Source organism: Micromonospora pallida (assembly GCF_900090325.1).
Taxonomy (GTDB): Bacteria; Actinomycetota; Actinomycetes; order Mycobacteriales; family Micromonosporaceae; genus Micromonospora; species Micromonospora pallida.
In genome coordinates this window covers 1,562,070-1,588,747 of record NZ_FMHW01000002.1, presented here as the reverse complement: position 1 = coordinate 1,588,747, position 26,678 = coordinate 1,562,070, and the positions used below count along the sequence as shown (strand labels likewise).

The following is a 26,678-nucleotide window of genomic DNA, read 5'->3' as shown; positions in this document are numbered from 1 at the left end:
CCGTGTCCACTCCCGGCGACGGCACGATCGGCCCTGCGGGCCCGTCCGCCCGGTCCGAGGGCGACCTGCGGTTGATTGTCGTCGGCAACCCCGACAACCGGCGGGTGCGGCTCTTCACCGAGGCGGCGACCGGGGCCGGGCTGCCCCGGCCCGCCGTGCTGCCCTGGCGCGACCTGCTCACCGGCGCGGCCCCGCCGCCGGCGGGCACGTTGGTGCGGATCGACTCCCCCGGCGAGGACGCCGAGGTCGACCGGCTGCTCCGGGGCGCCGCCGAACCGGCCCGGCACGGCGAGATCGTCGGCCTGGCCGCCGCGTACGACGGGCTGCGCCGGGCGTTGGACCGGCTCGCCTCCGGCGGGGCGACCCTGCTCAACCAGCCCGCCGACATCATCACCATGTGCGACAAGCGGCGCTGCCATGCGGTGCTCGACGCCGCCGGGGTGCCGGTGCCGGCGGCGCTGGGCGAGATCACCGACTACGCGGGCCTGCGTACGGCGATGCGGCGGGCCGGGTGGCCGCGGGTGTTCGTCAAGCCGGCGCACGGCTCGTCGGCGTCCGGGGTGCTCGCGCTCGCGGCCGACGGGTCCCGGCTGGTCGCCACCACCTCGGTGGAACGGGCCGAGGGCGGCTGTTCAACTCGCTGCGGGTGCGCCGCTACACCACCGAAGCCGAGGTGGCCGACATCGTCGACCGGCTCGCCCCGGACGGTCTGCACGTCGAACGGTGGCTGCCCAAGGCGGGGCTCGCCGAACGGGTGGTGGACCTGCGGGTCGTGGTGGTGGCCGGTCGGCCCACCCACGCCGTGGTCCGGGCCGGACGGGGTCCGATCACCAACCTGCACCTGGGCAACGCCCGGGGCGACCTGGCGGCGCTGCGGGCGGCGGCCGGTCCGGCCAACTGGGCGGCGGCAATGGCGACCTGCGCGCGGGCGGCAGCCTGCTTCCCGGACACCCTGCACGTCAGCGTCGACCTGATGTTCCTGGTCGGCTGGGAGCGGCACGCCGTCGCCGAGGTCAACGCCTTCGGCGACCTGCTGCCCGGGGTGCTGGCCGATGGCCGGGACACCTACGCCACCCAGGTGCACGCCCTGCTCGGCGGCTGGCGCCCGACCGGCGCGCGGTCGGCCTCCGCGCCGGGCAGCGGCCGGTCCGCGTCCCCACCAGGCGGCCGGGCGGGACGGGAGGCGGCGTGCGCGATCTGATCGGCTCCCACGACCTGCTGCTGGTCACCCTGGACACGCTCCGCTTCGACGTGGCCGACGAACTGGTCCGCGCCGGGCGTACCCCGACGCTGGGCCGGGTGCTGCCCGGTGGGCGGTGGGAGCGGCGGCACAGCCCGGCCAGCTTCACCTACGCCGCCCACCACGCCTTCTTCGCCGGCTTCCTGCCCACCCCCACCACCCCGGGACCGCACGAGCGCCTCTTCGCCGCCCAGTTTCCGGGCAGCGAGTCCGCCGGGGCGGGCACCTGGGTGTTCGACGCGCCCGACCTGCCCACCGCGCTGCGCGCCGAGGGCTACCACACGCTCTGTCTCGGCGGGGTGGGCTTCTTCAACCTGCGCAGCCCGCTCGGGGCGGTGCTGCCCGGGCTGTTCGCCGAGGCGTACTGGGAGCCGGAGTTCGGGGTGACCGCACCCGGCTGCCTGGACGCGCAGCTCGACCGGCTGGCCGAGGTGGTCGACCGGACGCCGACCGACCAGCCGCTGTTCACCTTCCTCAACGTGGCCGCGCTGCACCAGCCCAACCGGCACTACCTGCCCGGCGCCGACGTGGACAGCCGGGCCAGCCACGCCGCCGCGCTGGAGTACGTCGACAGCCGTCTCGACCGGCTCTTCGCGCTGGTCACCGGGCGCGGCCGACCTGCCCTCGTGATCATGTGCGCGGACCACGGCACCGCGTACGGCGAGGACGGGCACACCGGCCACCGGATCGGCCACGAGGTGGTCTGGACCGTGCCGTACGCCCACTTCACCCTTCACCCAGGAGACTCGTGACCCTCGACGGCTCGCCCTACCAGGGCTACCTCTACGCGTACCCGCACAAGACCGCGTACCGGCCGTTGCGGCCCCGTCCGGCGCTGCGGGAGGTCTGGGCGGCGCAGCCGCGTGACGCGCTCTTCCTCTACCTGCACCTGCCGTTCTGCGAGATGCGCTGCGGCTTCTGCAACCTGTTCACCCGGGCCAACCCCCCGGCCGAGCAGGTCAGCGCCTACCTGCGGCAACTACGCCGGCAGGCCCACCGGGTCCGGGACGCCCTCGGAGACGCCCGGTTCGTTAGGGCCGCGTTCGGCGGCGGCACCCCCACCTACCTCGAGGCCGGCGAGCTGGCCGAGCTGTTCGACATCGCCGAGGAGACCGCCGGCGGGCCGCTGGCCGGGCTGCCGATCTCGGTGGAGACCTCCCCGGCGACCGCCACCCCGGACCGGCTCGCCGTGCTCGCCGAGCGGGGCGTCACCCGGGTCAGCATCGGGGTGCAGAGCTTCCTCGACGTCGAGTCCCGCGCCGCCGGCCGGCCGCAGCGCCGCGCCGAGGTCGACCGGGCACTCGATGCGATCCGCGCGGCCGGCACGCCGGTGCTCAACGTCGACCTGATCTACGGCATCGACGGGCAGACCGCCGAGACCTGGCGGACCAGCCTGGAGACGGCGGTGACCTGGCGGCCGGAGGAGCTGTACCTCTACCCGCTCTACGTCCGGCCGCTGACCGGGCTGGGCCGGCGGGCGCACACCCGCGCCGACTGGGACGCCGAACGACTGGCCCGCTACACCGAGGCGGTGGAGCTGCTCGGCGCGGCCGGCTACCGACAGGAGTCGATGCGGCAGTTCCGCCGCGCCGACGTGCCGACCCCGGACGGGCCGGACTACTGCTGCCAGGATGACGGCATGGTCGGGCTGGGCTGCGGCGCCCGGTCGTACACCACCGCGCTGCACTACTCCTTCGACTACGCGGTCAGTGTCTCCGAGGTCCGGGCGGTCCTCGACGACTATCTCTCCCGCCCGGCGGACGACTTCGACCACGCCGAGGTGGGCTACCACCTCGACGCCGCCGAGCAGCGGCGACGCTGGCTGATCCAGTCGCTGCTGCGCGCCGAGGGGCTCGACCCGGTCGCGTACCGGAAACGGTTCGGCAGCGCGTACGGCGACGACTTCCCGGAGCTGACGGAGCTGACCTGGCGCGGCTGGGCGACCGACGACGGCAGCCGGCTCACCGCCGCCGGGCTGGCCCGGTCCGACGCGATCGGGTCGTGGTTGGTCTCCGCGCCGGTGCGGCAGGCGATGACGGGGTACGCGCCGCGGTGAACCTGTCGATCCTCTACCGGGGCCCACTGGCCAGTTGCAACTACGACTGCCCGTACTGCCCGTTCGCCAAGCGGCACGACCCGCCGGAGCTGCTGCGCGCCGACCGGGACGCCCTCGCCCGGTTCACCGACTGGGTCGAGGCGACCGCCGACGTCCGACTGTCGGTGCTGTTCACCCCGTGGGGCGAGGGGCTGACCCGAAGCTGGTACCGCGACGCCATGGTCCGCCTGTCCCACCTGGCACACGTCGACCGGGTGGCGATCCAGACCAACCTGGCCGCGCGCCCGGACTGGCTGGCCGAGGCCGACCCGGCGACCGTGGCCCTGTGGACCACCTACCACCCGGGCCAGGTGACCCGGGAACGCTTCCTGGCCCGCTGCGACCGGCTGCGGGAGCTGGGCGTGCGGTTCTCCGTCGGGGTGGTCGGGCTGCCCGAGCACCTGGCCGAGGCGCGGGCCCTGCGCGCCGCCCTGCCCGATGAGGTGTACCTGTGGGTCAACGCCGCCGAGGGGCACCGGTACGACGCCGAGCAGGAGGCGGTCTGGACGGCCCTGGACCCGCTCTTCGGCTACAGCGTGCGCCCGCACCTGTCGCTGGGGCGGCCCTGCCACGCCGGGGAGACGGCGGTGTCGGTGAACGGGGACGGGACGGTCCGGCGCTGCCACTTCGTCGCCAAGCCGATCGGCAACCTCTACGACGGCTCGTGGCGGGCCGCCCTGACCCCCCGGGTCTGCCCCAACGCGGTCTGCGACTGCCACATCGGATACGTGCACCTCAAGCCGCTCGGCCTGCGGGAGGTGTTTGCCGGCGGGCTGCTCGAACGCATCCCGGCCGGGTGGCCCGAACGCTACCGGTGACCGACCGTGGCACGGGTGTTGCCACGATCTGCTACCTGTTTCGTCGTGCCGTCACCCGAACCGCTCGTCTTCCCTGACGGACCGGCCGTACCCCGGCCGGCCCTCCGCCACGTAGCCTCTTCGCCGGCGTCGCCGTCCGTTCCCCGAGGTCCGTCCACTATGGCCGGTCGTCGGTACGCGCGGTCCGGGGACGGTCGCCCAGCGGCTCGACACGGTGGCCCGCCGTCCGGGCGTGGTGGTTCACGGTGCGCCCGCTCCGGGCGTGGCGGTTTGTTGTGCGCCCGCTCCGGGCGCAGTGCTCTGCTGGAGGCAGGCTGGTGAACGCCCACGACTGGCAGGTCTCCGGGTACACGCACCGACGGGAACTCGGCTCGGGCGCGTCCGGTCGGGTGGTCCTCGCCGTCCACGACGCCACCGGCACGCCGACCGCGATCAAGTACCTGATCGGGGCGGTCGGTGCCGACCTGTCGTTCCGGACCGCTTTCCGCGCCGAGGCGGAGCTGCTCGCCACCATCGACGACCCGCACGTCGCCCGCCTCTACGAGTACGTGGAGTCGGCGCACGGCGCGGCCATCGTGTTGGAACTGGTCGACGGGGTGTCGCTGCGCCAGATGCTGCGCGCCAACGGGCCGACCGAGCCGGAGTCCGCGCTGTACGTGCTCAAGGGCTCCCTGCTGGGGCTGCACGCCGCACACGTACGGGGTGTGGTGCACCGCGACTACAAACCGGAGAACGTGCTGGTCACCGCGGCCGGTGAGAGCAAGCTCGCGGACTTCGGCATCGCCATGCCGGTCGGCCGCGAGGCGGGCGCCTCGGTCACCGGCACGCCCCGCTACATGGCCCCCGAGCAGTGGCGCGGCGCGGCGGCCACCCCGGCGTCGGACATCTACGCCGCCACGGCGGTCTTCTACGAGTGCCTGACCGGGCACGCGCCGTACGGCGGGCCGGGCCTGCTGGACCTACGCGACCAGCACGCGCACGCGCCGATTCCGACCGACGCGGCCCCGGTCTCGGTGCACGACCTGCTCCGGCAGGGCCTGGCGAAGCAGCCGGAGGAACGCCCGCAGCCGGCCGCCACGTTCCTGGACTGGCTGGAGGCGGTGGCGGTCGGTGCGTACGGGCCGCAGTGGGAGGAGCGCGGTCGTAGTCGGCTCGCCGAACGGGCGGCGCTGCTGGCCCTGCTCTTCCCGTCCCACGAGCCGAGTGACGGCAGCACCGCGGTCGCCTCCACCGTGCTCGCCGACGACCGGGGGCGGGCCTGGGGCTGGGGTCGCAAGGTGCTGGTCGCCGGGGGCGTCGCGGCGCTGCTGGTGACCGGGGGCGTGGGCTACAGCTACGCCTCCCGCGACGAGCCGGTGGTCGAACTCGCGGTGGATCCGGGCCCGTCGACCCCGATCCCGGCGGCCCCGGGCCCGCCGAAGGACCCGACGCCGACGCCCGACCCGACGGTGACGCCGACCCCGACGCCCACCGGCACCCCGTCGGCCACCGTCGCGCCGACGGCCACCGGCAGCCGGACGCCGACCGCGACCCCGAGCCGGACCCCGTCGGCCACGCCGAGTCCGCTGGTAAGCACCACCCCGCCCCCGCCGCCGGACGTGACCGCCCCGACCCTGGGCCGGGTCGCCGCCAGCCCGCAGAGGATCGAGCCGGCCGGCTGCCCGTACGGCGCGACGTCGACCACCATCACCGCGACCGCCGCCGACGACCGCACCCTGCCCGGGTCACTGCGGGTCAACTTCCGGTACACGGTGGGCGGGAAGACCTCGACCGTGTCGATGTCGTACGGCCGCAGCGGCTATCGGGGCACCCTCGGCCCCCTGCCGGTGGACCGGTCGACCCCCAGCATCGCGGTCGACGTCACCGCCACCGACGCCGCCGGCAACACCAGTCGGCCGGTCCGGGTGTCCGTCACCTTCCAGCCGTACTGCACCCCGGGCTGACCGGCGCGCGCCCGCTCCCACCCCGTCGCGCTTCGCGACACCCCGCCGGACCCCGACGACCACGGGAGGTCGTACCCATGACCCAGCCGATCCTGCCCACCGGGGCGCGCGTGGTGGGGCCGGCGCATGCCGGCGTCTGCGGGACGTGGTGGCGGGCGCTGGCCCCGGACGGCACCGCACAGCTCGTGCTGCGGATCGCCGCCCCCGATCCGGCGCTGGCGGACCGGGTGACCACGGCGACCCGCGCGGTGGCTGCCCTGCGCCACGTCGGTCTGCCCGCGACCGGTGACCCGATCCGACACAACGGCGCGCTGTGGCTGGTCGCCGCCGGGGTGTCCGGGTCGACGCTGTCGGAACTGGCGGACTCCGGCGGCGCGCTTCTCGACCTGCCGGCGGTGGCGACGATCGCGGCGGAGACCGCCCGGCTCCTCACCGCGTTGCACGCCGCCGGCCTGGCCCACGGCGCGGTGCACGGCCGCACGGTGCTGGTCACGGCCCACGGGGCGGTGACGCTCGCCGAGGCCGCCCTGCTGCCGGCCCTGCGCGGCGAGCCCGCCGACCCGGCGACGGACCGGCGGGCGTGGGCGGAACTGGTCCGCTGGCTGGTCGCCCGGTGGTGCGACGGGCAGCCCCGCGTCGACCTGCTGCTGCGTTGCGTCGCGCGCGGCGAGCAGGACCTCGCCCAGGCGGTACGGGAGCTGCGCGACATTCCGGCCGGTGACCTGCCGACCGAGGCACTCACACTCAGCGCACCGACCGAGGCACTCACCCTCGGCGTACCGACCATGGCGCTGCCGGACGACGCCCCGACCACCGCGCTGTCGATGTCGCCGCCGGTGGACCCGTTCGTGTCGACGCGGGTGCCGACGCTCCTGCCCGACCAGCCGGCATCTCCCGGCCGGACCTACCGGTCGGCAGGGCCGGCACCCACCATCCCGCAACCGGCGACCGTCGACGCGGTCTTCCCAGGATCGACGACGACCGAGGGGTACGAAGCCACCGGGGCGCCACCGTCGCCGGATCCCGTGGCCGAGGTGCGGTTCGGTCCGGGCGTACCCGCCGGGCCGCCGGCCGCGCCGGCCTGGCCGCAGCCGCCGGCACCACCGGCCCGGCCCCGCCGGTCCCGGTGGCGGCTGGTCGGGTCGGTCCTGTCGGCGCTACTCACCCTGGCCCTGCTGGTCGCGGTGGGCCTGCACCTGTGGCAGCGGATGAGTCCCCTGGAGGTCCGCTCGGTCCAGGTCGCCGTGGCCGAGCCGCCCGGCGAACGCTGCGACGTCACCGTGGACGTGGTGGCGACCGTGCAGACCAACGGTCGGGCCGGCACCATCCGCTACCAGTGGCTGCGCGGCGGGGCCGAGCCGGGCGGCCTGCTCACCCAGCGGGTGGCCCGGGGCCAGCGGACGGTCACGCTGCGCCTGAAATGGGCGTTCAACGGGACAGGCTCAGCGACGGAAACCGCCGTCGTCAACATCGTCGAGCCCACCCCGATCCAGGGACGGACCATCTTCCGCTACCAGTGCGGGTGACCGGCCGGTGACCAGCGGGTTACCGTCGTTCGACGGGAACCCGGCCGGTAGCGTGCCGGATGTGACCCTGCGCACCTGTGGGCACCGGACGGGAATGTCGGGCCGCCGTCGGCGTTGGGTCGCAGACGTGTGCGCAAACGATCAGACAGGCGGTGCCCGGTGACCATCACCCGCGAGACCGCCGCTCCCCCGGCTCCGACCCCGGGTGAGCTGATGAGCCCGGGGCAGCGGCTCCGGCTCGTCCTGGTCCTCGGCTCCCTGATCGCGATCGGGCCGTTGACCATCGACATGTACCTGCCGGCGTTGCCGGCGATCGTGGACGACCTGCAAACCAGTTCGGCGGCGGTGCAGCTGACCCTCACCGGCACGCTCGCCGGGCTCGCGATCGGCCAGTTGCTGATCGGGCCCCTCTCCGACGCGGTGGGCCGGCGGAAGCCGTTGCTGGCCGGCACGGCGTTGCACGTGCTCGCGTCGGTGCTCTGCGTGATCGCCCCCTCCGTCGAGGTGCTCGGCGCGCTGCGGGTGTTGCAGGGCCTCGGCACCGCCGCGACGGCGGTGGTCGCCATGGCCGTGGTGCGTGACCTGTTCAGCGGGGCCGCGTTCGCCACCCTCTTCTCCCGGCTGATGCTGGTGATGGGCGTCGCGCCGATCCTGGCCCCCACCCTCGGCAGCGAGGTGCTGCGCTGGACGAACTGGCGGGGAATTTTCGTGGCGCTCGCGCTCTTCGGGCTGGCGCTGCTCTGCGTCGCGGCCTTCGGGCTGCGGGAGACCCTGCCGGTCGCGGCGCGCCGCTCCGGCCGGATGATCGACACCGTCCGGACCTACGGGTCGCTGCTGCGTGACCGGGTCTTCGTCGGGTTGGTCCTGGTCGCCGGTCTGGCGATGGCGGCGCTGTTCGCATACGTGTCCGGCTCGTCGTTCGTGCTCCAGGACCAGTACGGCCTCGACGAGCAGGAGTTCGGCCTGGCCTTCGGCGCGGGCGCGGTGGGGCTGATCCTGGCCACGCAGATCAACGTGCGCCTGCTGCGGCGGTACGCCCCACAGCGGATCCTGGTGGCCGCCCTCCTCGCCGGCACCGTCGCCGCGTTCGGGCTGCTCCTCTTCGCGGCCACCGGCCTCGGCGGGCTGCCCGCACTGCTGGCCGCCCTCTGGGTGGTGCTGGCGGCGGCCGGCCTGGCGATGCCGAACGCCCCGGCACTGGCGCTGTCCCGGCACGGCGAGGCGGCGGGCACCGCGTCGGCGCTGCTCGGCGCGGTGCAGTTCGGCGTGGGCGCGGTCGCGGCACCGCTGGTCGGCATGCTCGGCACCGGTGCCGTGGCGATGGCGCTGGTGGTGGCCGGTGGCATGGTATGCGCGCTGGGCGTCCTGCTGGCCGTGGTCCGTCCGGCCCGGCTCGACGTGCTCGACCCGGCGCCAGCGGTCGGCGTCGCGCACTGATCCGACGGGCGACGGCCCCATCCCGGTAGCCGGCCGGCGGGAACACGCGGGGCCTCCGCTCACCGCCGGTCGGCGTCGCTGTGCCAGGCTGTCCGCGTGGCACAGCGACCTCTCCTCCTCATCGACGCGCCCAGCCTCTACTTCCGCGCCTACTTCGGCGTCCCGGAGTCCAGCGCCCGCGCCGCCGACGGCAGCCCGGTCAACGCGGTACGCGGCTTCCTCGACATGCTCGCCACACTGGTGCGTACCCGCCGGCCGGATCGGATGGTCTGCGCACTCGACTTCGACTGGCGACCGCAGTGGCGGGTGGCGCTGCTGCCGTCGTACAAGACCCATCGCCTCGCCCCGGAGAGCGACGGCGGCGAGGTGGTGCCCGACACGCTCGGACCACAGGTGCCGGTGATCCTCGACGTGCTCGCCGCGATCGGCATCCCGGTGGTGGGCGCCGACGGGTACGAGGCCGACGACGTGCTCGGCACCCTCGCCACCACCGAGCCCGCTCCGGTCGAGGTGGTATCCGGGGACCGGGACCTGTTCCAGCTCGTCGACGACGACCGGCCGGTGCGGCTGCTGTACGTCGGCCGGGGCGTGGCGAAGCTCGAGGACTGCGACGACGCGGCGGTCCGGACCCGCTACGGTGTCCCCGCCGACCGGTACGCCGACTTCGCCGCGCTGCGCGGCGACCCCAGCGACGGCCTGCCCGGGGTGCCCGGCGTCGGGGAGAAGACCGCCGCCCGCCTGATCGACCGGTACGGCAGCGTCCAGGGCATCCTGGCCGCGCTGGACGCGCCCGGCTCCGGTTTCGCCCCCGGCCTGCGGGCCAAGCTCGACGGGGCGCGGGAGTACCTGGCCGTGGCGCCGACGGTGGTCCGGGTGGCCCGGGACGTGCCGCTCGGCTCGATCGCCACGGCGCTGCCGGCGGCTCCGGTCGACCCCGACCGGTTGCTGGAGCTGGCCGAACGCTGGAACCTGGCCAGCCCGGTCCGGCGGCTGGTCGACGCCCTCGCCGGCCACCCGTGAGGCCGCCTGACCGGCACCCGCCGGTCAGGCCGGGGCGTGGTACGCCAGGACGCCCCGTTTGACGGCGGCGATGGCCTGCCGGGCGGTGGCCCGCAGCTCGGTGGACGCCCCACCGGAGTCGGCGAGCTGCCCGAGCAGGTCGACCACCTGCCGCGCCCAGCGGACGAAGTCCCCGGCCGGCATCTCCCCGTCGAGCTGGTGGCCGCTGGCCAGCACCTTGGCCAGCACCTCGCCCCGCGCCCAGCGGTAGATCGGCCAGACGAAGCCCAGGTCGGGTTCCCGGGTGACGCTGAGCCCCCGGGACGCCTCGTCGGCCTCGATCTCGCTCCACAGTTTCAGGGTCGCGTCGACCGCGTCGGCGACCGACCCGCGCGGCACCGAGGCCCGCTCGTCGACGTCCCGCCGGGCCTCGAAGACCACCACCGACACCGCGGCGGCCAGCTCGGCCGGGGAGAGCCCGTCCCAGACCCCCCGACGCAGGCACTCGGCGACCAGCAGGTCCGCCTCGGTCCAGATCCGGGCCAGCATCCGGCCGGCGTCGGTGACCGTGCCCTCTGCGGTCAGGTAGCCACGGGTGGTGAGCAGCGCCACGATCCGGTCGAAGGTACGGGCCAGCGAGCCGGTCCGGCCGGATACCCGCTGGCGTAGTTCCTCGGTGTCGCGTTCCAGCCGGCGACGGCGCTCCGCCCAACGGGCGTGTTCCTCCCGGTCGGCGCAGGCGTGGCAGGGGTGTCGGCGTAGCTCGGACCGGAGCTGGGTGATCTGGTGGTCCTCGCCGGCCGCCTGGCGGGACCGGCCGCCCCGCCGCCCGCCGTGCCGGTCCAGACCGGTGGCGCTGACCTCAGCGGCGAGGTCCCGGCGGGCCGCCGGGGACCGGTGGTTGAAGTGCTTGGGCACCCGGATCCGGGCGAGCACCTCGGCCGGCGTGGTGAAGTCGCCGGGGGTGATCCGCCCGGCCCAGCGGTCCTGGGTGAGCACCAGCGGTCGGGGCTCGCCGAACCCGCCCGTCGCCGGGTCGAGCACCACCGCCAGGCCGGCCCGCCGCCCGGACGGCACCCGGATCACGTCACCGACCCGCAGCCGCTCCAGGGAGGCGACAGCCGCCGCCTTGCGCTGGGTCTGGCCCTGCCGGGCGAGGGCGCGTTCCCGGTCGCCGATCGCCACCCTTAGCGCGAAGTACTCGTCGAAGTCGCCGTGGTGGCAGGCCGACTCCGCGCCGTACGCCTCGATGGTCTCGGTGTTGCGCTGCACCTGCCGGGCCAGACCGACCACCGACCGGTCCGCCTGGAACTGTGCGAACGACGACTCCAGCAGCGCCCGGGCCGGCTCCGCGCCGACGCTGCCCACCAGGTTGACCGCCATGTTGTACGACGGCCGGAAGCTGGACCGCAGCGGGTACGTCCGGGTGGAGGCGAGCCCGGCCACGTGCCGGGGGTCGGTCTCCGGCGACCAGACCACCACCGCGTGCCCCTCGACGTCGATGCCCCGTCGACCGGCCCGGCCGGTGAGCTGCGTGTACTCCCCCGGCGTCAGGTCGACGTGCGCCTCGCCGTTGTACTTGACCAGCCGCTCGAGGACCACGCATCGGGCCGGCATGTTGATGCCCAGGGCGAGGGTCTCGGTGGCGAAGACCGCCTTGACCAGGCCCCGGACGAACAGCTCCTCGACGACCTCCTTGAAGGCCGGCAGCATGCCCGCGTGGTGGGCGGCGAGGCCGCGCTCCAGCCCGTCGAGCCACTCCCAGTAGCCGAGGACGGACAGGTCCTCGCCAGGGATGGCGGTGATCCGGCTCTCCACCACCCGGCGGATCTCGGCGCGTTCCTCGGGCGAGGTGAGCCGCAGCCCGGCGGCGAGGCACTGCTGCACCGCCGCGTCGCAGCCGGCCCGGCTGAAGATGAACAGGATCGCCGGGAGCAGGCCCTCCCGGTCGAGCCGGTCGACGATGTCGGGTCGCAGCGGACCCCGCCACCGGGGCCCGCGCCGCCCGCTGCCGGGGCCGGCGCTGCGCCCCTCCCCCAGCTCGAGCCGGCGCATCGTGTCCCGGGTGTAGCGCAGCAACTCGGGGTGGACGTCGTGCTTGCGGGCCGCGTCGGCGTCGTGGAACAGGTCGAACATCCGCCGGCCGACCAGCATGTGCTGCCACAGCGGCACCGGCCGGTGCTCGCTGACCACCACGGCCGTCTCCCCGCGCACGGTGACCAGCCAGTCGGCGAACTCCTCCGCGTTGGAGACGGTCGCCGACAGGGAGACCAGGGTGACCGAGGCGGGCAGGTGGATGATCACCTCTTCCCAGACCCCGCCCCGGAACCGGTCGGCGAGGTAGTGCACCTCGTCCATCACCACGTACGCCAGGCCCTCGAGGGTGGTCGAACCGGCGTAGAGCATGTTCCGCAGTACCTCGGTGGTCATCACCACCACGGGCGCGTCGCCGTTGATCGCGTTGTCGCCGGTGAGCAGTCCGACGTGCTCGGCGCCGTACCGGTCGACCAGGTCGTGGTACTTCTGGTTCGACAGCGCCTTGATCGGCGTGGTGTAGAAGCACTTGCGGCGGGGCTCGTCGGCCGACACCGGCCGGTCCGGCGTGCCGCGCAGCGCCAGGTGCACCGCGAACTCGCCGACCACGGTCTTGCCCGCGCCGGTCGGGGCGCAGACCAGCACCCCGCTGCCCCGTTCCAGGGCCTGACACGCCTCGCGCTGGAAGTCGTCGAGGTCGAACCCCAGGTCGAGGGCGAACTCGTCCAGGGCCGGGAAGAGGGAGGCCTGCGCGGCCCGGCGGCGCGCTGCGGCGTACCGCTCGGCGGGGCTCGACATGCCACCAAGATTAATGCGTCCCCGCCGGGCACACCCGACAAGGCTGCCCGGCCCACCCGCCGGGGCGGTCCGGTGCCTCCCGACCTGCCGTCCCGCCGCCTCCGACCGGGCGGTTCGGCCCACTGCGGCGAGCGTCCGACCGGGCGGCTCGACCGGCTCGGGCCGGGTGCGGCAAGGCCGTCCGACGGGGCCGTCGGGGACGGTCGGTAGGGTGCACCCCGTGCCGGATCATGCCTCTGTGCCCGACCCCCGTGCCTCCCGCGCCACCGACCCCCGGGAGGTGCCCCGCCGCCGGATCGAGGCGGTCCTCTTCGATTTCCACGGCACCCTGGCCCAGGTGGAGGACGCTCGGGAGTGGGTGCTGGCCGCCGCGGAGACCTGCGGGGTGAGCCTGGAGCGGATGCGCGCCACGGTGCTGGCCGACCGGCTGCTCACCGCCGGCCGGGCCGGCGGGCCGCTGCCGCACCGGGTACCGCCCCGGTTGGCCGAGGTCTGGTCCGACCGGGATCTCTATACGCACGCGCATCGGGCCGCGTACACCGGCTTGGCGGCGACGGTGGACGCCGGCATCGAGGGCCTCGCCGACGCCCTCTACGACCGGGTGCTGGGCCCGGACGGCTGGGTGCCCTACCCGGACACCGCCCCCACCCTGGCGGCGCTACGGGCGGCGGGCGTGAAGGTGGCGGTGGTCAGCAACATCGGTTTCGACCTGCGCCCGCTGTTCGACGCGTGGGGGCTCACCGACCTGGTCGACGCCTTCGCCCTGTCGTACGAGGTGGGTCGCTGCAAGCCGGATCCGGGCATCTTCCTGCGCGCCTGCGGCATGCTCGGGGTCGACTCGGAGCAGGCCCTGATGGTCGGCGACACCCCGGCGGACGCGGGGGCGGTCGGGGCCGGCTGCGCGGTGCTGGTGCTGCCGCCCGCCGAGGCGGGTCGGCCGAACGGCCTCGGCGCCGTGCTCGATCTGACGCTGGGCGGCTGAACCCGGGGCGCCGCCACCGCCGTGACCGCACGCCGGGTCGCTGAGCCCAGTGCCCGGTCAGCGGAGCAGTCGTACCGCCGCCGGTACCGCGGTGACCGTCACCGGCAGGCGCAGCGACCGCTCCCCGTCGGCGTAGGTGGTGATCCCCTCGGCGGCCAGTTCGACCGTCCGTGCCCGGTAGGTGCGCACCAGCGGGTGCCGCACGTGGGTGCCCTGGTAGATACGGGGCTTCACCCGGATCAGGGTGCGCCGGTCGAAGCGGCCGCCGACCACCACGTCCAGCAGGCCGTCGGTCGGGTCCGCATCCGGGCAGATCCGCATCCCGCCGCCGTAGCTGCCGCAGTTGCCGACCGCCACCAGCACCGCGTCGGTCTCCTGCGGCTCCCCGTCGATCCGCAGCGTGTAGCGGCGCGGCCGAAGCCGGGCCAACTCCACCAGAATCGCCAGGTCGTACCGGCGGGGGCCCCGGGGCCAGCGCATCCGGTTGGCCCGCTCGTTGACGATCGAGTCGAACCCGGCCGCCAGCACGGCCCCGTACCACCGGGTCACCCCGTCGGCATCGGTCATCCGGGCCAGGTCGACCGGGCGGCTGCGGCCGTCCCGCAGGGCGGCGACGATCACCTCCACCGCGGCGAGCGGGTCCGCCGGGAAGCCCGTGTCGGCGGCGAAGTCGTTGCCGGTGCCGGCGGGCACCGGGCCGAACGGCACCGCCGTACCGGCCACCGCCTGCAACGCCTGGTGCACGGTGCCGTCGCCGCCGACGGTCAGCAGCGCCGACACGCCGTCGGCGACCGCCTCGCGGCACGCCGCCTCGGCCTCGGTCGGGGTGGCCGCCGCCAACAGCCGGACCGGGCGGTCGGCTGCGGCCAGCCGGTCCAGCAGCCGGGGCAGCATCCCCCGGTGCCGCCCCCGGCCGGCGGTCGGGTTGGCCAGTACGGCGACGGGGCCGTCGGGTGACGGGGTGGCGGTGGGCGGGTGATCGGCTGCGGTCACGGCGAGCACGGTAGCGCGACCGGGTCGCCTCCGGCTGACCCGTCGGGCGCACGCGCGATCCCCGGTGGCCCCGCCCGGCCGCCACACGCCGAGAACCGCCGCCCCGTCGGGGACGGCGGTTCTCGTTTCCCGCTCCGCAGGGTCGGATCAGGTCATGTCGTCGTACCGGCGGTCGATCGGTGTCGGCGCGGAGATCGGCTCCGGGGCGGCGACCGGCGCGGCCGACTCCACCCGCTCACCGGCCCCGACCGATTCCCGGTCGACCTCCAGCGGGGAGACCTCGTCGTCGGCGATACCGGCGTAGATCTCCTTGCCGCGACCCTTGCGCTTGTCGTTGAGGAACGCGACCCCCACAGCGGCGAAGTAGAGCGCCGAGAGGCAGAGCGCCAACGCCGTCATGCCGAACGGGTCCGGCGTGGGCGTCACCACCGCCGAGAAGGCGAAGAAGGCGAAGACCGCCACCCGCCACCAGCTCAGCAGCCGACGCGCGCTGGCCAGGCCGACGAAGTTCAACATCAGCACGATCAGCGGGAACTCGAACGCCACCCCGAAGATCAGGATCATGTTGGTGACGAAGGAGATGTACCGGGTGACCTCCAGCGAGGTGTCCACACCGGTGACGCCCGACTCCAGCAGGAACGAGAGGCCCTTGTCCACCACGAAGTAGGCCAGCGCCGCCCCGCCCATGAACAGCGGCGCGGCGATGCCCACGAAGAAGTAGGCGTACCGCCGCTCGTTCCGGTGCAGACCCGGCGCAATGAACGCCCAGAGCTGGTAGAGCCAGACCGGCGAGGCGACGATCAGACCGATCCAGAGCGCCAGCTTGAGCTTCAGCAGGAAGCCGTCAGCCGCTCCGAGTTGGACGAAGGGCTCGTCCGGGTTGATCCGGTAGTACGGCTCGGCGAGCAGCTCGAAGACCGGCTGGGCGAGCAGGAAACCGACGACGAACCCGGCAACGATCGCGAGCGAGGCGCGGAACAGCCTGTCCCGCAGCTCGCGAACGTGCTCGACCAGCGTCATCGAGCCGTCGGCGGCCTGCTCGAACTTGCTCGGGCCGCGCTTGCGGAGACCGAAGGCCACGATGGACCGACCTACCGGTCAGTTCTCGCGGACGCGCTGCACCGGGTCGACGACCGGCGGCGCGACCGGCTGCTGCGGCGCGGCCTGGTACGGCTGGCCGGCGTGCGGCTGCTGCTGGGCGGCGTGCGGCGGCAGCGGCTGGTAGCCGGCCTGCGCGTCGGCCTTCTCGGCCAGGTTGCGGTCGTCGTCGTGCAGGCTCTTGGTCTCGGCCTTGATGATGCGCAACGAACGGCCCAGCGAACGGGCCGCATCGGGGAGCCGCTTCGCGCCGAAGAGCAGGATCAGCACGACCACGAGTACGGCGATGTGCCACGGCTTCAGGGCACCCATGGGAAGCTCCAGTCGCTGTTGTGGGGTGGTGTCGCAGCCCATCGTACGTGCGCCGTGGGCTTCCGCCACCCGCCGGGCGGTCCGGTCGGTGAAGTCTCGACCAACCCCTGGTGTCCCGTCAACCCGTCCTAACCTGCTGTCTCCGCAGCTCACGACCGGTCGACGAGTGAGCGTCGAGTGGTCAACCGCCGCGTCGCGCCTTGATCAGCTCAAGCCGGTGCTGGGTGGTGGCGATCTGCCGCTGCAATCCCTCAGCCCGTTCCTGGAGCGCCTCGGCGGTGGACTGGAGCGCCTCGGCCTGCGCCTGCCGCTGTTGCAGGGCCAGCGCGGCCCGGCGCAGCCGGGGCAGCCGGGCCAGCACCGGCCGGACGGCGAGGGCCAACACGACCAGCGGGACGAGCACCACCGCGAGCACGATCCACTTCACCACGGCGGTCAGCCTACTGCCTGCCCCCGACACCCGCCGGGTCGGCCGCGCCGGGCGCCCCGCCACGGGGCCGGGGCGCTGGTGAGTCCCGCCGACCCCCGGCACCTGGACGCGGGACGGGGCCTCAGACGCTCTGGGGGGTCCGGTCCGGCACGTCGGCGGCGGCACCAACCACCTGGGCGGCCGGCGGCGTGGCGTACGCGTCGAGGGCGGCGAGCGCCTGGGCACGGACCTGCTCGGCCAACTCGGCGGGGGCCACCACGGTCACCTCCGGGCCCAGCCCGAGCACGAAGCGCCGGGCCCACCCCAGATCGGTGACGCGCAGCGAGACCAGCCAGCGGTCCCCCTCGCCGGCCTCCACCCGCTCGCACGGGTAGTACTCGGTGATCCACCGCTCCCGGCGACCGATCCGCAGGGTGATCAGCGGCAGTTCCGTCGAGGGGCGGAACACCCCGTCGGTGAAGTCGTTCGGGCGGGCCTGCGGCGGCACCGCCACCGGCTCGTCCAGCTCGGTGACCGCGTCGATCCGGTCGGCCCGGAACAGCCGGACCGCCTCGGCCCGCCGGCACCACGCCTCCATGTACGCCCGGCCGCCGACCATCAGCATCCGCAACGGGTCGACGACCCGCTCGGTGGTCTCGTCCCGGGCTGCCGTGTAGTAGGTGATCCGCAACGCCCGGCCGCCCTCCACCGCCGCGCGCAGCGACTCGACCTGCTCGCTGTCCCCCGGCAACCGGACGGCGACCGGCGCGCCGACGGTGTCCCCGGCCGCGTTCTCGATCTTGGCGAGGGCCCGCTCGACCGCCTCCCGGTTGGCCACCCCCGGCGTCTCGGCGAGCATCCGCAACGCCACCACCAGCGCCAGCGCCTCGTCCGGGGTCAGCCGCAACGGCCGGTCGATGCCGGCGTCGTAGGTGATGGTCACCCGGTCACCATCGAAGGCCATGTCGATCAGGTCACCCGGCCCGTAGCCGGGCAACCCGCACACCCAGAGCAGTTCCAGGTCCTCCCGGAGCTGCCGCTCGGTCACCCCGAGGTCCCCCGCCGCCTCGGCGATCTCGATGCCCGGCCGGGCCAGCAGGTACGGCACCAGGTTCAGCAGCCGGGCCAACCGGTCGGCCGAGGCCCGCGAACCGGTCGGACGGGTGGCGATACGACTCACCGGGCACCTCCGCTCACCGCGACCTCGTCGTGCCGGGTCGCGATCTCCTTCAGTCGTTGGACGACCGCCTCCCGCACCTCCGGCGGGTCCAGCACCCGCACGTCCGGCCCGTACCCGACGAGCTGACCGGCCAGCGACTCCGCGTCGGCGTACGGCAGGACCAGCCGGTCCCCGTCCGGCCCGGTGGTGCTGTCGACCGCCCAGCGGCGCAGCCCGGCGGCCCGGCCCGGGGTGACCAGGACGGTGGCCCGACCGGTCCGCTCCACCGGCCCGGACCAGCGGGCGACGTGGCTGATCAGGTCGGCCCCCTCTGGCGGGGCGTAGGCGCCGGGGCGACCGGTCACCCGGACCGCGCCGACCACCCGGGAGAGCCGGAAGCAACGGGTAGCCCGCCGGTCCAGATCGTGGCCGACCACGTACCACCGGCCCCGCCAGCAGACCACCCCCCACGGCTGGAGGCGCCGGGTGGCGGGCGCGTCACCGTCCGGGGTGCGGTAGTCGAAGCTCACCTCGCGACGGTCCCGCGCGGCGGCGGTCAGCGGCGCAAACGCCGGGTCCACCGTGACCATCGGTTCCAGCCCGAGGGTGGCCTGCGGGTCCACGTCCACCCCGGCGGCCCGCAGCTTCGCCAGCCCCGAGGAGGCCGCGGCGGCGAGTCCGGCGTGCTGCCACAGTCGTGCCGCGATACCCACCGCGGCGGCCTCGTCCGGTTCGAGCGGAATGTCGGGCAACGCGTACTCGCGGTGGGCGATCCGGTAACCCGGCTCGGTGTCGAAAACGCTGGCAGTGCCCGTCTCCAGCGGCACGCCCAGCTCCCGCAACTCGGCCTTGTCCCGCTCGAACTTACGCTGGAACGCCTCGTGGTCGCGAACGTCATCCGGATCGTGTTCGTAGCCGGGCACGGTCGCGGCGATCTGCGCGGCGGTGAGGAACCGTCGCGTGGACAGCAGGCAGATCACCAGGTTGACCAGGCGTTCGGTACGGGTCCGCGACACGCCCAAGACGCTAGCAGCCCACCCGGGCGGCGGGGCCGCGCACCCACGCGGGCGCGCCGCGACCGCCAGACCCCCTGGTCACCACCGGCTGTCCCACCCGTCGGGAGCCCGACGGTCACCTCGGCGTTCACGGTCCCCACGGTGCGCGCGACCGGGGTACCCCGGGGTTCGCGGTCGCCGGACGGCCGACGCCGACCGACCATAGGGTGACCCCATGCCGAACGCCGCAGCCCGGACCGAGAGCGTCGGCACCGTGGTCGTGGCCGGCGCCGCGAACCTGGCCATCGCCGCCGCCAAGCTGGTCGCCGGCCTGCTCTCCGGCTCCGCGGCGATGCTCTCCGAGGCGGCCCACTCCGTCGCCGACACCACCACCGAGGTGCTGCTCTACATGGCGCTACGCCGGGGTGCCCGCCCCGCCGACCTCCGCCACCCCTTCGGGTACGGCAAGGAGAGCTACGTCTGGGCGCTGCTCGCCGCGTTGTTCACCTTCGTCGGTGGCGCCGGTTTCGCCATCACCCACGGCGTCACCACCGTCCTCGTGCACGAGCACCGTGGCGACTACCTCGCGTCGTACGTCGTGCTCGCCGTCTCGTTCGGCATCGAGTCGGTCTCCCTCGCCCGCGCCGTACGCCAGGTCCGCCGCCAGTCGTACCGCTGGCGCACCACCCCGCGCCGTTTCCTGCGGCTGACCGCCGACACCACCGTCAAGGCCGTCTTCCTCGAGGACAGCGCCGCCCTGGTCGGGCTCCTGCTGGCCGCCCTCGGCGTCGGCCTGTCCGAACTCACCGGCGACGAGCTGTACGACGGCATCGCGTCGATCCTGATCGGACTGCTGCTCCTGATCGTCGCGACCATCCTCGCGCACAGCAACGTCTCGCTGCTGGTGGGCCGGGCGGTCCCCGCCCGGATGCGGCACGAGATCGAACACGACCTCGCCGGTCTGCCCACCGTGCACCGCATCGACACCCTGCTCACCATGCAGCTCGGCCCGGACGACATCCTGGTCGCCGCCAAGGTCGACTTCCACGACGACGCGACCGGCGCGGACATCGAGGCCGTCGCGGACGAGGCCGAACGGCGACTCACCGGCCGCTACCCCGAGATCAGGTACGTCTTCCTCGACCCGACCCGCTCGCTGCCCGGGGCCAGCGGCCACGCCCGGCACACCCCGCACCCGGATCAGCCACCGCCCACGCCGTGACCAGCGGCGACACCCGACGGCAGGACCCGGACCCGGCTACCGGGCACCCGGGCGATAGCGTGCCGGGCATGGTGCGATGGCGGACGGGGACGGTCACGGCACTACGGCGGCAGTGGCACGGCGCGACGGAACTCGACGTGGCCCTGCCCGACGGGGCCACCATGCGGGCCCTGGCCTACCCGGAGCTGGTCGGCCACCCCGAGCCCGGCGACCGGGTGCTGCTCAACGCCGGCGCGCTGCTGATGGGGCTCGGCACCGGCGGATACGCGCTCGTCGTCGCCCTGCCCGACCGGCTGCCACCGGACCCACCGCAGGCCGCCACCCGCGACGCCGGCCACCTGGTCAAGGCCCGCTACACCCCGCTGCAACCGATCCTGCTCGGCGTCGACGAGGAGGCCTCCCCGCACCACGCGCTGCTCGCCGACGCCGACGACCTGGCCGGCATGCCGGTGGTCACCGCCGACCTGCACTCCGCGCTCCCGGCGATCCTGGCCGGTGTCCGCGCGGACGCTCCCGACTGCCGGGTCGCCTACCTGCTCACCGACGGCGGGGCACTGCCCGCCTGGTTCTCCCGCACCCTCGACGGACTGCGCGGACACCTGGCCGGCACGATCAGCGTCGGCCAGTCCTTCGGCGGCGACCTCGAGGCGAGCACCCTGCACACCGGGCTGCTGGCCGCCCGGCACGTGCTGCGCGCCGACGTCGCCGTCGTCGCCCAGGGACCGGGGAACCTCGGCACCGGCACCCGGTGGGGTTACTCCGGGGTGGCCGTCGGGGAGGCGGTCAACGCGGTCGCCGTGCTCGGCGGTCGACCGATCGGCTCCCTGCGAATCTCCGACGCCGACCCCCGCCCCCGACACCGGGGGGTGTCCCACCACAGCCTCACCGCGTACGGGCGGGTCGCGCTCGCCCCGGCGGACCTGGTCGTCCCCGAGGGCCTCGATCCGGCGCTGGCCGCCGAGGTGGACGCGGCGCTGGCGCCGCTGACCGCCCGGCACCGGATCGTCCGGGTCGACACCGCCGGGCTGGACGCCGCACTGCGCGCCAGCGTCGTGCCGCTGTCGACGATGGGCCGGGGTCTGGCCGCCGACCACGCGTACTTCCTGGCCGCCGCCGCCTCCGGTCGACACGCCGCCCGCCTCGCCGGCTGACCGCCCCCGGCCGCACCGCCGGACCGCCCGCCGTCGCGGACCGCCCGCCCCGACGCCCGCCTCCGGCCTAGCCGGCTGGCCGCCTTCGCGCGCCGAGCGGGATCTACCGGCAGCTCAGGCCAGGTACATCAGGGCCAGCCAGCCACCCACCATCGCCACCAGGGCGACGGTGAGCACCCAGGTCGGCACGGTGTACTCACCGCGCCGGTTCCGGGCGATCTCGTCACGGATCTTCTGCCGGCGCCGCTCGACCCAGTTCTGGCGCTCGCGATCCGGCGGGGAGGGGAAAACCATAGTCCGGCAAGCGTACCGGGGGGTCCCGGCCGGCTCCTCACCCGCCGGGACCCACCGGTCACATGCTCGCGATCAGCCGCTCCACCCGCTCGTCGTAGGCGCGGAACGGATCCTTGCAGAGCACCGTGCGCTGCGCCTGGTCGTTGAGCTTCAGGTGCACCCAGTCGACGGTGAAGTCCCGCCGCTTCTCCTGGGCGTGCCGGATGAACTCGCCCCGCAGCCGCGCCCGGGTGGTCTGCGGCGGCGTCTCCTTCGCCTCGAAGATCTCCGGATCGGTGGTCACCCGGTCGACCTGCCCACGCCGCTCCAGCAGCGCGTACAGGCCCCGGCCACGCCGCAGGTCGTGGTACGCCAGGTCCATCTGCGCGACCCGGGGGTGCGACAGCGGCAGGTCGTGCTTGCGCTGGTACCGCTCGATCAGCCGCAGCTTGGTCACCCAGTCGATCTCCCGGGCCACCGGCTCCAGGTCACCGGTCTCCACCGCGCTCAGCACCCGACCCCACAACTCCACCACCCGCTTGGCGGTCTGGTCGCCGCCTCGCCGCTCCACGAACTCGGTCGCCCTGGCCAGGTACTCCTGCTGGATCTCCAGCGCGCTGATCTCCTTACCGGAGGCCAACCGCACCTTGCGGCGACCGGTGATGTCGTGCGACACCTCCCGGATCGCCCGGATCGGGTTCTCCAGCGTCAGGTCCCGCATCACCACCCCGGCCTCGATCATCCGCAGCACGATGTCCGCCGAGCCCACCTTGAGCATGGTGGTGACCTCGTTCATGTTGGAGTCACCGACGATCACGTGCAGCCGGCGGTACCGCTCGGCGTCCGCGTGCGGCTCGTCCCGGGTGTTGATGATCGGCCGGCTCCGGGTGGTCGCCGAGGAGACCCCCTCCCAGATGTGTTCCGCGCGCTGGGAGAGGCAGTACACCGCGCCACGCGGCGTCTGGAGCACCTTCCCGGCCCCGCAGATCAACTGCCGGGTGACCAGGAACGGGATCAGCACGTCGGCCAGCCGCCCGAACTCCCCGTGCCGGGACACCAGGTAGTTCTCGTGGCAGCCGTACGAGTTGCCGGCCGAGTCGGTGTTGTTCTTGAACAGGTAGATCTCACCCGCGATGCCCTCGTCGTGCAGCCGCTTCTCCGCGTCGATCAGCAGACCCTCCAGGATCCGCTCACCGGCCCGGTCGTGGGCGACCAGGTCCACCACCGAGTCGCACTCCGGCGTGGCGTACTCCGGGTGCGAACCGACGTCGAGGTAGAGGCGGGCGCCGTTGCGCAGGAAGACGTTGCTCGACCGGCCCCAGGACACCACTCGGCGGAACAGGTAACGCGCGACCTCGTCGGGTGAGAGTCGCCGCTGTCCCCGGTACGTACAGGTGACGCCGTACTCGGTCTCGATACCGAAGATTCGCCGCTCCATGAAGAGACATTAGCCCCTTGGGGCCCGGATTGGGCAGCGCTCGACGGGGCATTGTCGCACCCGGTCGCCGGACCGCCACGATCCGCGCCGCTCACCGCACCACCCCACGATCCCGCGCCGTTCAGCACGCCACCGCCGTTCAGCACGCCACCGCCACGATCCGCGCCGTTACCACGGTCCACGCCCGCCCACCGCGCTGCCGTCCCGGCCTGCTGTCCGGCCGCCGGGCGTAGAGTTGGCCACCTGTGAGGATCCTCGTCACCGGCGGCGCCGGCTTCATCGGATCGGCCTACGTACGACGCCTGCTGCGCGGCGCCGAACCCGAGGTCGTCCCGACCGCCCTCACCGTCCTGGACAGCTTCACCTACGCCGGTACGAGAGGCGCCCTCGCCGCCGTCCGCGCCGACCCCCGTCTGCGAGTGGTCCACGGCGATGTCCGGGACGCCGACCTGGTCAACGCCACCGTGGCCGGACACGACCTGGTCGTGCACTTCGCCGCCGAGTCCCACGTGGACCGTTCCATCGTCGGCGCGGCCGCCTTCGTCAGCACCAACGTGCTGGGCACCCAGACCCTGCTCGACGCGGCCCTACGCCACCGCGTCGGCCGGTTCGTGCAGGTCTCCACCGACGAGGTGTACGGCTCGATCGACGCCGGCTCGTGGACCGAGACCGCGCCGGTGGTCCCCTCGTCGCCGTACTCGGCCTCCAAGGCCGCGGCGGACCTGCTTGCGCTGGCCTACCACCACACCCATGACCTGGACGTGGTCGTCACCCGGGGCACCAACACCTACGGCCCCTACCAGTATCCGGAGAAGCTGGTCCCGCTCTTCGTCACCAACCTGATCGACGGGCAGCCGCTGCCGCTCTACGGCGACGGCGGCAACGTCCGCGACTGGCTGCACGTCGACGACCACTGCCACGGCATCGTCCTGGCCCAGCGGCACGGCCACGCCGGCCGGATCTACCACCTCGCCGGAGACACCGAGCTGACCAACCGGGACCTGACCGGGCGGATCCTCACCGCCTGCGGGGCCGACTGGGACCGGGTACGCCCGGTCGCCGACCGCAAGGGCCACGACCGGCGCTACTCGCTCGACACCACCCGCAGCCGCCAGGAACTGGGCTACGCCCCCGCGTCGACCTGGCTACCGGACTGACGGCCACGATCGACTGGTACCGGTCGAACCGGGCCTGGTGGCGACCCCTGAAGCACCGCCCCTGAGTGGACCGTCGACGTGCCCGACCCGCCCCGCTCTCGGCCACGCCCCACGCCACCACGAGCACGGGGCATCGACGCGGCGACGTACCCGGAGGGCGCGGGCCACGGCACGCCGCAGCGGGCCGTGGCCGCAGAACTCCGGTGCACGTACGACCGGCAGCCGTCCGGTCGCCGGTTGGCGACCCGGTCAGCTGCCGGTCGGGGTCACTCCTCCGTCGAGCCGGCGGACTCCTCCGGGGCCTGCCCCTCCAGGTCCGCCGAGCCGGCCGAGGTGGTCGGCTTCCCCGCCGGGGCCGACGGCGGCTTCGGCTCCTCCCCGGCCGCGTCGGCCGGCTCCTCCCCGCCGTCCAGCAACGCGGTCAGCGCCGCCCCGGTGACCCGGCGGAAGGTCCGCCCGACCCGCTTGCGGTCCAGCACCGCCACCTCGAGCTGGTTGGCGGCGATGGTCCGCGCCGTACCACCCTCGCCACCGACGCTGCCCAGCGCCTTCACCGCGACCTTGACCGCCTCGGCCAGCGACATGTCCGGACGGTGCTCCGACTTGAGCACCCCGGAGATCGCCTCCGCCTGGCCGCCCATCGCCATCCGGCCCGGCTCGTCGTTCACCGACCCGTCGTAGGTGAGCCGGTAGAGCTCGTCCTCCTCCGCCGAGGCGCCCACCTGCGCCACGCAGAGCTCCACCTCGAACGGCTTCGACTGCTCGGTGAAGATCGTGCCGAGGATCTGCGCGTACCAGTTCGCGATGGCCCGGCCGGTCACGTCCCGCCGGTCGTAGCTGAGGCCGTTGAGATCGGCCATCCGCACCCCGGCACGCCGCAGGTTCTCGAACTCGTTGTACCGACCGACCGCGGCGAAGCCGATCCGGTCGTAGATCTCACTGACCTTGTGCAGGGCGCTGGAGAGATTCTCCGCGACGAAGAGCACCCCACCCGAATAGCTCAGGACCACCGCGCTACGACCCCGGGCGATGCCCTTGCGGGCCAGCTCGGAGCGGTCGCGCATGATCTGTTCGGGCGAAGCGTAGAACTGCATGGCCACGACGGCGGTTCTCCTTCAGGCGCTGTGCTGACGGCTGCTGGTTGCTGCTGACTGGGGAGCGGGGTCAGCCGCCCGGGTTCTCCATCCGGCCCGCCACGACGCTCTCCGCGAGCGTGGCGGTCTCCTCCGCGGTGAGCCGGTGCGTCCCCTCCGCCGTCGCGGTCATCACCACCGGGTAGATCCGGCGGGTCAGGTCCGGGCCACCGGTGGCGGTGTCGTCGTCGGCCGCGTCGTAGAGCGCCTCCACCGCGAGCCGGGTCGCCTCCTCGATGGAGAGCCCGGCGCGGAACCGCTTCTTCAGGGCGGACCGGGCGAAGATCGAACCGGAGCCGATCGCGTCGTACCCGGTCTCCTCGTACGGGCCACCGGTGACATCGAAGCTGAAGATCCGACCGGCCCGCGCGGGATCGGGGGCGGCCAGGTCGAAGCCGGCGAAGAGCGGGATCACCGCGAGGCCCTGCATCGCCGCGCCAAGGTTGCCCCGGATCATCGCGGCGAGCCGGTTGGCCTTACCGTCGAGCGAGAGCATCGCGCCCTCGATCTTCTCGTAGTGCTCCAGCTCCACCTGGAACAGCCGCATCAGCTCGATGCCGATGCCCGCGGTGCCAGCGATACCGACCAGCGAGTACGCGTCGGCCGGGTGCACCTTCTCGATGTCCCGCTGGGCGATCAGGTTGCCCATGGTGGCCCGCCGGTCGCCGGCCATCACCACGCCACCCGCGGCAGAGATGGCCACAATGGTCGTCGCGTGCGGCGCGAGGTCGGCGGCCATGCCCGGCGGCAGCGCCCGTCGACCCGGCAGCAGCTCCGGCGCCACCCGACTCAGGAACTGGGTGAAGGAGGACGTCCCCGCGTTGGTGAACTCAGCTGCCAGACGCCCGGATGGATCAAAACCCGCTGCCACGTGGTTCCTCTCAGGTACGTGATCGCCCCGGCCAACCGTGACTGGTCGTCACGGAACTGACCAAGACCACCGTTGCAGTTGAAGCAGAGTATCCCGCGCACCCACCCGGTGCGGTGATCGTGGTCCACATGTTGCGGCGCGGAGGTGCCGCAGATCGCGCAGACCCCATCCTGCTCGGCCAGAAGCTCGTCGAACTCCTTCTGCCCGATGCCGTACCGCCGCCGCAGGTGGTACTCCCGCGTTCCGCCGTAGAGCCGCTGTGCCGTCTCCTTACCGCGCGCGTTGTGGCACGGCTTGCAATAGCTGTGCCGGCCGCTGGCCTTGGTTGAGGTGGTGGGAAAGTCGGCCAGCGGCTTGATCTGCTCGCAGTCCGGACACCACTTCAGGCCGTCTCCCACCGGCGTCGGCGATCTGCGCTGCGGCGCGATGCCACGCCTGCGACGACTCGCCTCCGACCGGGTCGCCGCACATGCCTTGCAGTAGAAGGCGAGGCCGTCGACCCGGCGGCGATTACGGTGGAACTCGGTGAGAGGAAGTACTCGTCCGCATTGCGGGCAGGGCTTGTCCGTCGCATTGGGCGAATCGGACATGTGCC

General features: G+C 73.8%; 22 protein-coding genes and 2 pseudogenes. 12 read left to right on the top strand and 12 right to left on the bottom strand.

The window, feature by feature from the left end:
• The first annotated feature begins 2 nt into the window (after nucleotides 1-2).
• The 8 genes and pseudogenes from GA0074692_RS36890 to GA0074692_RS06950 all read left to right on the top strand — a co-directional run bounded on the left by GA0074692_RS36890 (nucleotide 3) and on the right by GA0074692_RS06950 (nucleotide 10,079).
• A pseudogene (locus GA0074692_RS36890) lies at nucleotides 3-1,201 on the top strand (STM4014 family protein).
• Nucleotides 1,189-1,992 (top strand): STM4013/SEN3800 family hydrolase, encoded by an 804-nt coding sequence (locus GA0074692_RS06980; RefSeq protein WP_091640562.1) that lies wholly within the window; start codon nucleotides 1,189-1,191, stop codon nucleotides 1,990-1,992. Before GA0074692_RS36890 ends, GA0074692_RS06980 begins: the two are co-directional and overlap by 13 nt.
• Nucleotides 1,989-3,296: an STM4012 family radical SAM protein gene (locus GA0074692_RS06975; protein ID WP_091640560.1), complete on the top strand. Its 1,308-nt coding sequence runs from the start codon at nucleotides 1,989-1,991 to the stop codon at nucleotides 3,294-3,296. Before GA0074692_RS06980 ends, GA0074692_RS06975 begins: the two co-directional genes overlap by 4 nt.
• The gene (locus GA0074692_RS06970; protein WP_091640558.1) at nucleotides 3,293-4,153 is read left to right on the top strand and encodes an STM4011 family radical SAM protein; all 861 of its coding nucleotides are present in this window, start codon (nucleotides 3,293-3,295) and stop codon (nucleotides 4,151-4,153) included. The genes GA0074692_RS06975 and GA0074692_RS06970 overlap by 4 nt, the downstream gene beginning before the upstream one ends.
• 317 nt (nucleotides 4,154-4,470) lie before the next feature.
• The gene (locus GA0074692_RS36420) at nucleotides 4,471-6,096 is read left to right on the top strand and encodes a serine/threonine-protein kinase (RefSeq protein WP_091640555.1); all 1,626 of its coding nucleotides are present in this window, start codon (nucleotides 4,471-4,473) and stop codon (nucleotides 6,094-6,096) included.
• A gap of 77 nt (nucleotides 6,097-6,173) precedes the next feature.
• Entirely contained in the window at nucleotides 6,174-7,622 is a 1,449-nt protein-coding gene (locus tag GA0074692_RS35765) for a protein kinase family protein (RefSeq protein WP_245730208.1), read from the top strand.
• A 213-nt stretch (nucleotides 7,623-7,835) separates the two neighbouring features.
• Entirely contained in the window at nucleotides 7,836-9,059 is a 1,224-nt protein-coding gene (locus GA0074692_RS06955; RefSeq protein WP_091652835.1) for a multidrug effflux MFS transporter, read from the top strand.
• A 96-nt stretch (nucleotides 9,060-9,155) separates the two neighbouring features.
• Nucleotides 9,156-10,079 carry a 5'-3' exonuclease gene (locus GA0074692_RS06950; RefSeq protein WP_091640552.1) on the top strand — a complete coding sequence of 308 codons (924 nt, stop codon included), beginning with the start codon at nucleotides 9,156-9,158 and terminating at the stop codon, nucleotides 10,077-10,079.
• Between the two features lie 24 nt (nucleotides 10,080-10,103).
• Here GA0074692_RS06950 and GA0074692_RS06945 read toward each other — a convergent pair whose 3' ends face one another.
• A complete protein-coding gene (locus GA0074692_RS06945; RefSeq protein ID WP_091640550.1) occupies nucleotides 10,104-12,890 on the bottom strand; it encodes a DEAD/DEAH box helicase in 2,787 nt (928 codons plus the stop codon).
• 238 nt (nucleotides 12,891-13,128) lie between these two features.
• Between GA0074692_RS06945 and GA0074692_RS06940 the strand changes: the two genes are divergently transcribed.
• On the top strand, nucleotides 13,129-13,872 hold the full coding sequence (locus GA0074692_RS06940) for an HAD family hydrolase (protein ID WP_245730206.1): 744 nt from the start codon (nucleotides 13,129-13,131) through the stop codon (nucleotides 13,870-13,872).
• A 57-nt stretch (nucleotides 13,873-13,929) separates the two neighbouring features.
• On the opposite strand, the gene GA0074692_RS06935 is transcribed toward GA0074692_RS06940, so the two are convergent.
• The 6 genes from GA0074692_RS06935 to GA0074692_RS06910 form a co-directional block, all read right to left on the bottom strand.
• Nucleotides 13,930-14,874: a diacylglycerol kinase gene (locus GA0074692_RS06935; RefSeq protein ID WP_091640547.1), complete on the bottom strand. Its 945-nt coding sequence runs from the start codon at nucleotides 14,872-14,874 to the stop codon at nucleotides 13,930-13,932.
• 138 nt (nucleotides 14,875-15,012) lie between these two features.
• The gene (gene tatC, locus GA0074692_RS06930) at nucleotides 15,013-15,945 is read right to left on the bottom strand and encodes a twin-arginine translocase subunit TatC (RefSeq protein ID WP_091640545.1); all 933 of its coding nucleotides are present in this window, start codon (nucleotides 15,943-15,945) and stop codon (nucleotides 15,013-15,015) included.
• Between the two features lie 18 nt (nucleotides 15,946-15,963).
• Nucleotides 15,964-16,275: a Sec-independent protein translocase subunit TatA gene (tatA, locus tag GA0074692_RS06925; RefSeq protein WP_091640543.1), complete on the bottom strand. Its 312-nt coding sequence runs from the start codon at nucleotides 16,273-16,275 to the stop codon at nucleotides 15,964-15,966.
• 181 nt (nucleotides 16,276-16,456) lie between these two features.
• On the bottom strand, nucleotides 16,457-16,705 hold the full coding sequence (locus GA0074692_RS06920; RefSeq protein WP_091640540.1) for a hypothetical protein: 249 nt from the start codon (nucleotides 16,703-16,705) through the stop codon (nucleotides 16,457-16,459).
• A 121-nt stretch (nucleotides 16,706-16,826) separates the two neighbouring features.
• Complete coding sequence (locus tag GA0074692_RS06915; RefSeq protein WP_091652827.1) at nucleotides 16,827-17,855, bottom strand: helix-turn-helix transcriptional regulator; 1,029 nt, start codon at nucleotides 17,853-17,855, stop codon at nucleotides 16,827-16,829.
• Between the two features lie 5 nt (nucleotides 17,856-17,860).
• Nucleotides 17,861-18,859 carry a helix-turn-helix transcriptional regulator gene (locus GA0074692_RS06910; RefSeq protein ID WP_091640537.1) on the bottom strand — a complete coding sequence of 333 codons (999 nt, stop codon included), beginning with the start codon at nucleotides 18,857-18,859 and terminating at the stop codon, nucleotides 17,861-17,863.
• A 214-nt stretch (nucleotides 18,860-19,073) separates the two neighbouring features.
• Here GA0074692_RS06910 and GA0074692_RS06905 point away from each other — a divergent pair, with 214 nt between their 5' ends.
• Entirely contained in the window at nucleotides 19,074-20,060 is a 987-nt protein-coding gene (locus tag GA0074692_RS06905) for a cation diffusion facilitator family transporter (RefSeq protein ID WP_091640534.1), read from the top strand.
• 68 nt (nucleotides 20,061-20,128) lie between these two features.
• Nucleotides 20,129-21,211, top strand: a complete 1,083-nt coding sequence (locus tag GA0074692_RS06900) for a DUF3866 family protein (protein WP_091652824.1) — start codon at nucleotides 20,129-20,131, stop codon at nucleotides 21,209-21,211.
• Nucleotides 21,212-21,325: 114 nt separating this feature from the next.
• Here the strand turns inward: GA0074692_RS06900 and GA0074692_RS06895 are convergent, their stop codons facing one another.
• Together GA0074692_RS06895 and pafA are read right to left on the bottom strand one after the other, a co-directional pair.
• Nucleotides 21,326-21,505 carry a hypothetical protein gene (locus GA0074692_RS06895; protein ID WP_091640531.1) on the bottom strand — a complete coding sequence of 60 codons (180 nt, stop codon included), beginning with the start codon at nucleotides 21,503-21,505 and terminating at the stop codon, nucleotides 21,326-21,328.
• A gap of 58 nt (nucleotides 21,506-21,563) precedes the next feature.
• Entirely contained in the window at nucleotides 21,564-22,922 is a 1,359-nt protein-coding gene (gene pafA, locus GA0074692_RS06890) for a Pup--protein ligase (protein ID WP_091640529.1), read from the bottom strand.
• A 245-nt stretch (nucleotides 22,923-23,167) separates the two neighbouring features.
• Here pafA and rfbB point away from each other — a divergent pair.
• A pseudogene (gene rfbB / locus GA0074692_RS06885) lies at nucleotides 23,168-24,144 on the top strand (dTDP-glucose 4,6-dehydratase).
• A 201-nt stretch (nucleotides 24,145-24,345) separates the two neighbouring features.
• Here the strand turns inward: rfbB and prcA are convergent.
• The 3 genes from prcA to GA0074692_RS06870 form a co-directional block, all read right to left on the bottom strand.
• Nucleotides 24,346-25,179 (bottom strand): proteasome subunit alpha, encoded by an 834-nt coding sequence (gene prcA / locus GA0074692_RS06880; RefSeq protein ID WP_091640527.1) that lies wholly within the window; start codon nucleotides 25,177-25,179, stop codon nucleotides 24,346-24,348.
• 64 nt (nucleotides 25,180-25,243) lie between these two features.
• On the bottom strand, nucleotides 25,244-26,083 hold the full coding sequence (prcB, locus tag GA0074692_RS06875) for a proteasome subunit beta (RefSeq protein WP_091640525.1): 840 nt from the start codon (nucleotides 26,081-26,083) through the stop codon (nucleotides 25,244-25,246).
• Nucleotides 26,002-26,673, bottom strand: a complete 672-nt coding sequence (locus tag GA0074692_RS06870; protein WP_091640523.1) for an endonuclease VII domain-containing protein — start codon at nucleotides 26,671-26,673, stop codon at nucleotides 26,002-26,004. Before GA0074692_RS06870 ends, prcB begins: the two co-directional genes overlap by 82 nt.
• Nucleotides 26,674-26,678 lie beyond the last annotated feature (5 nt).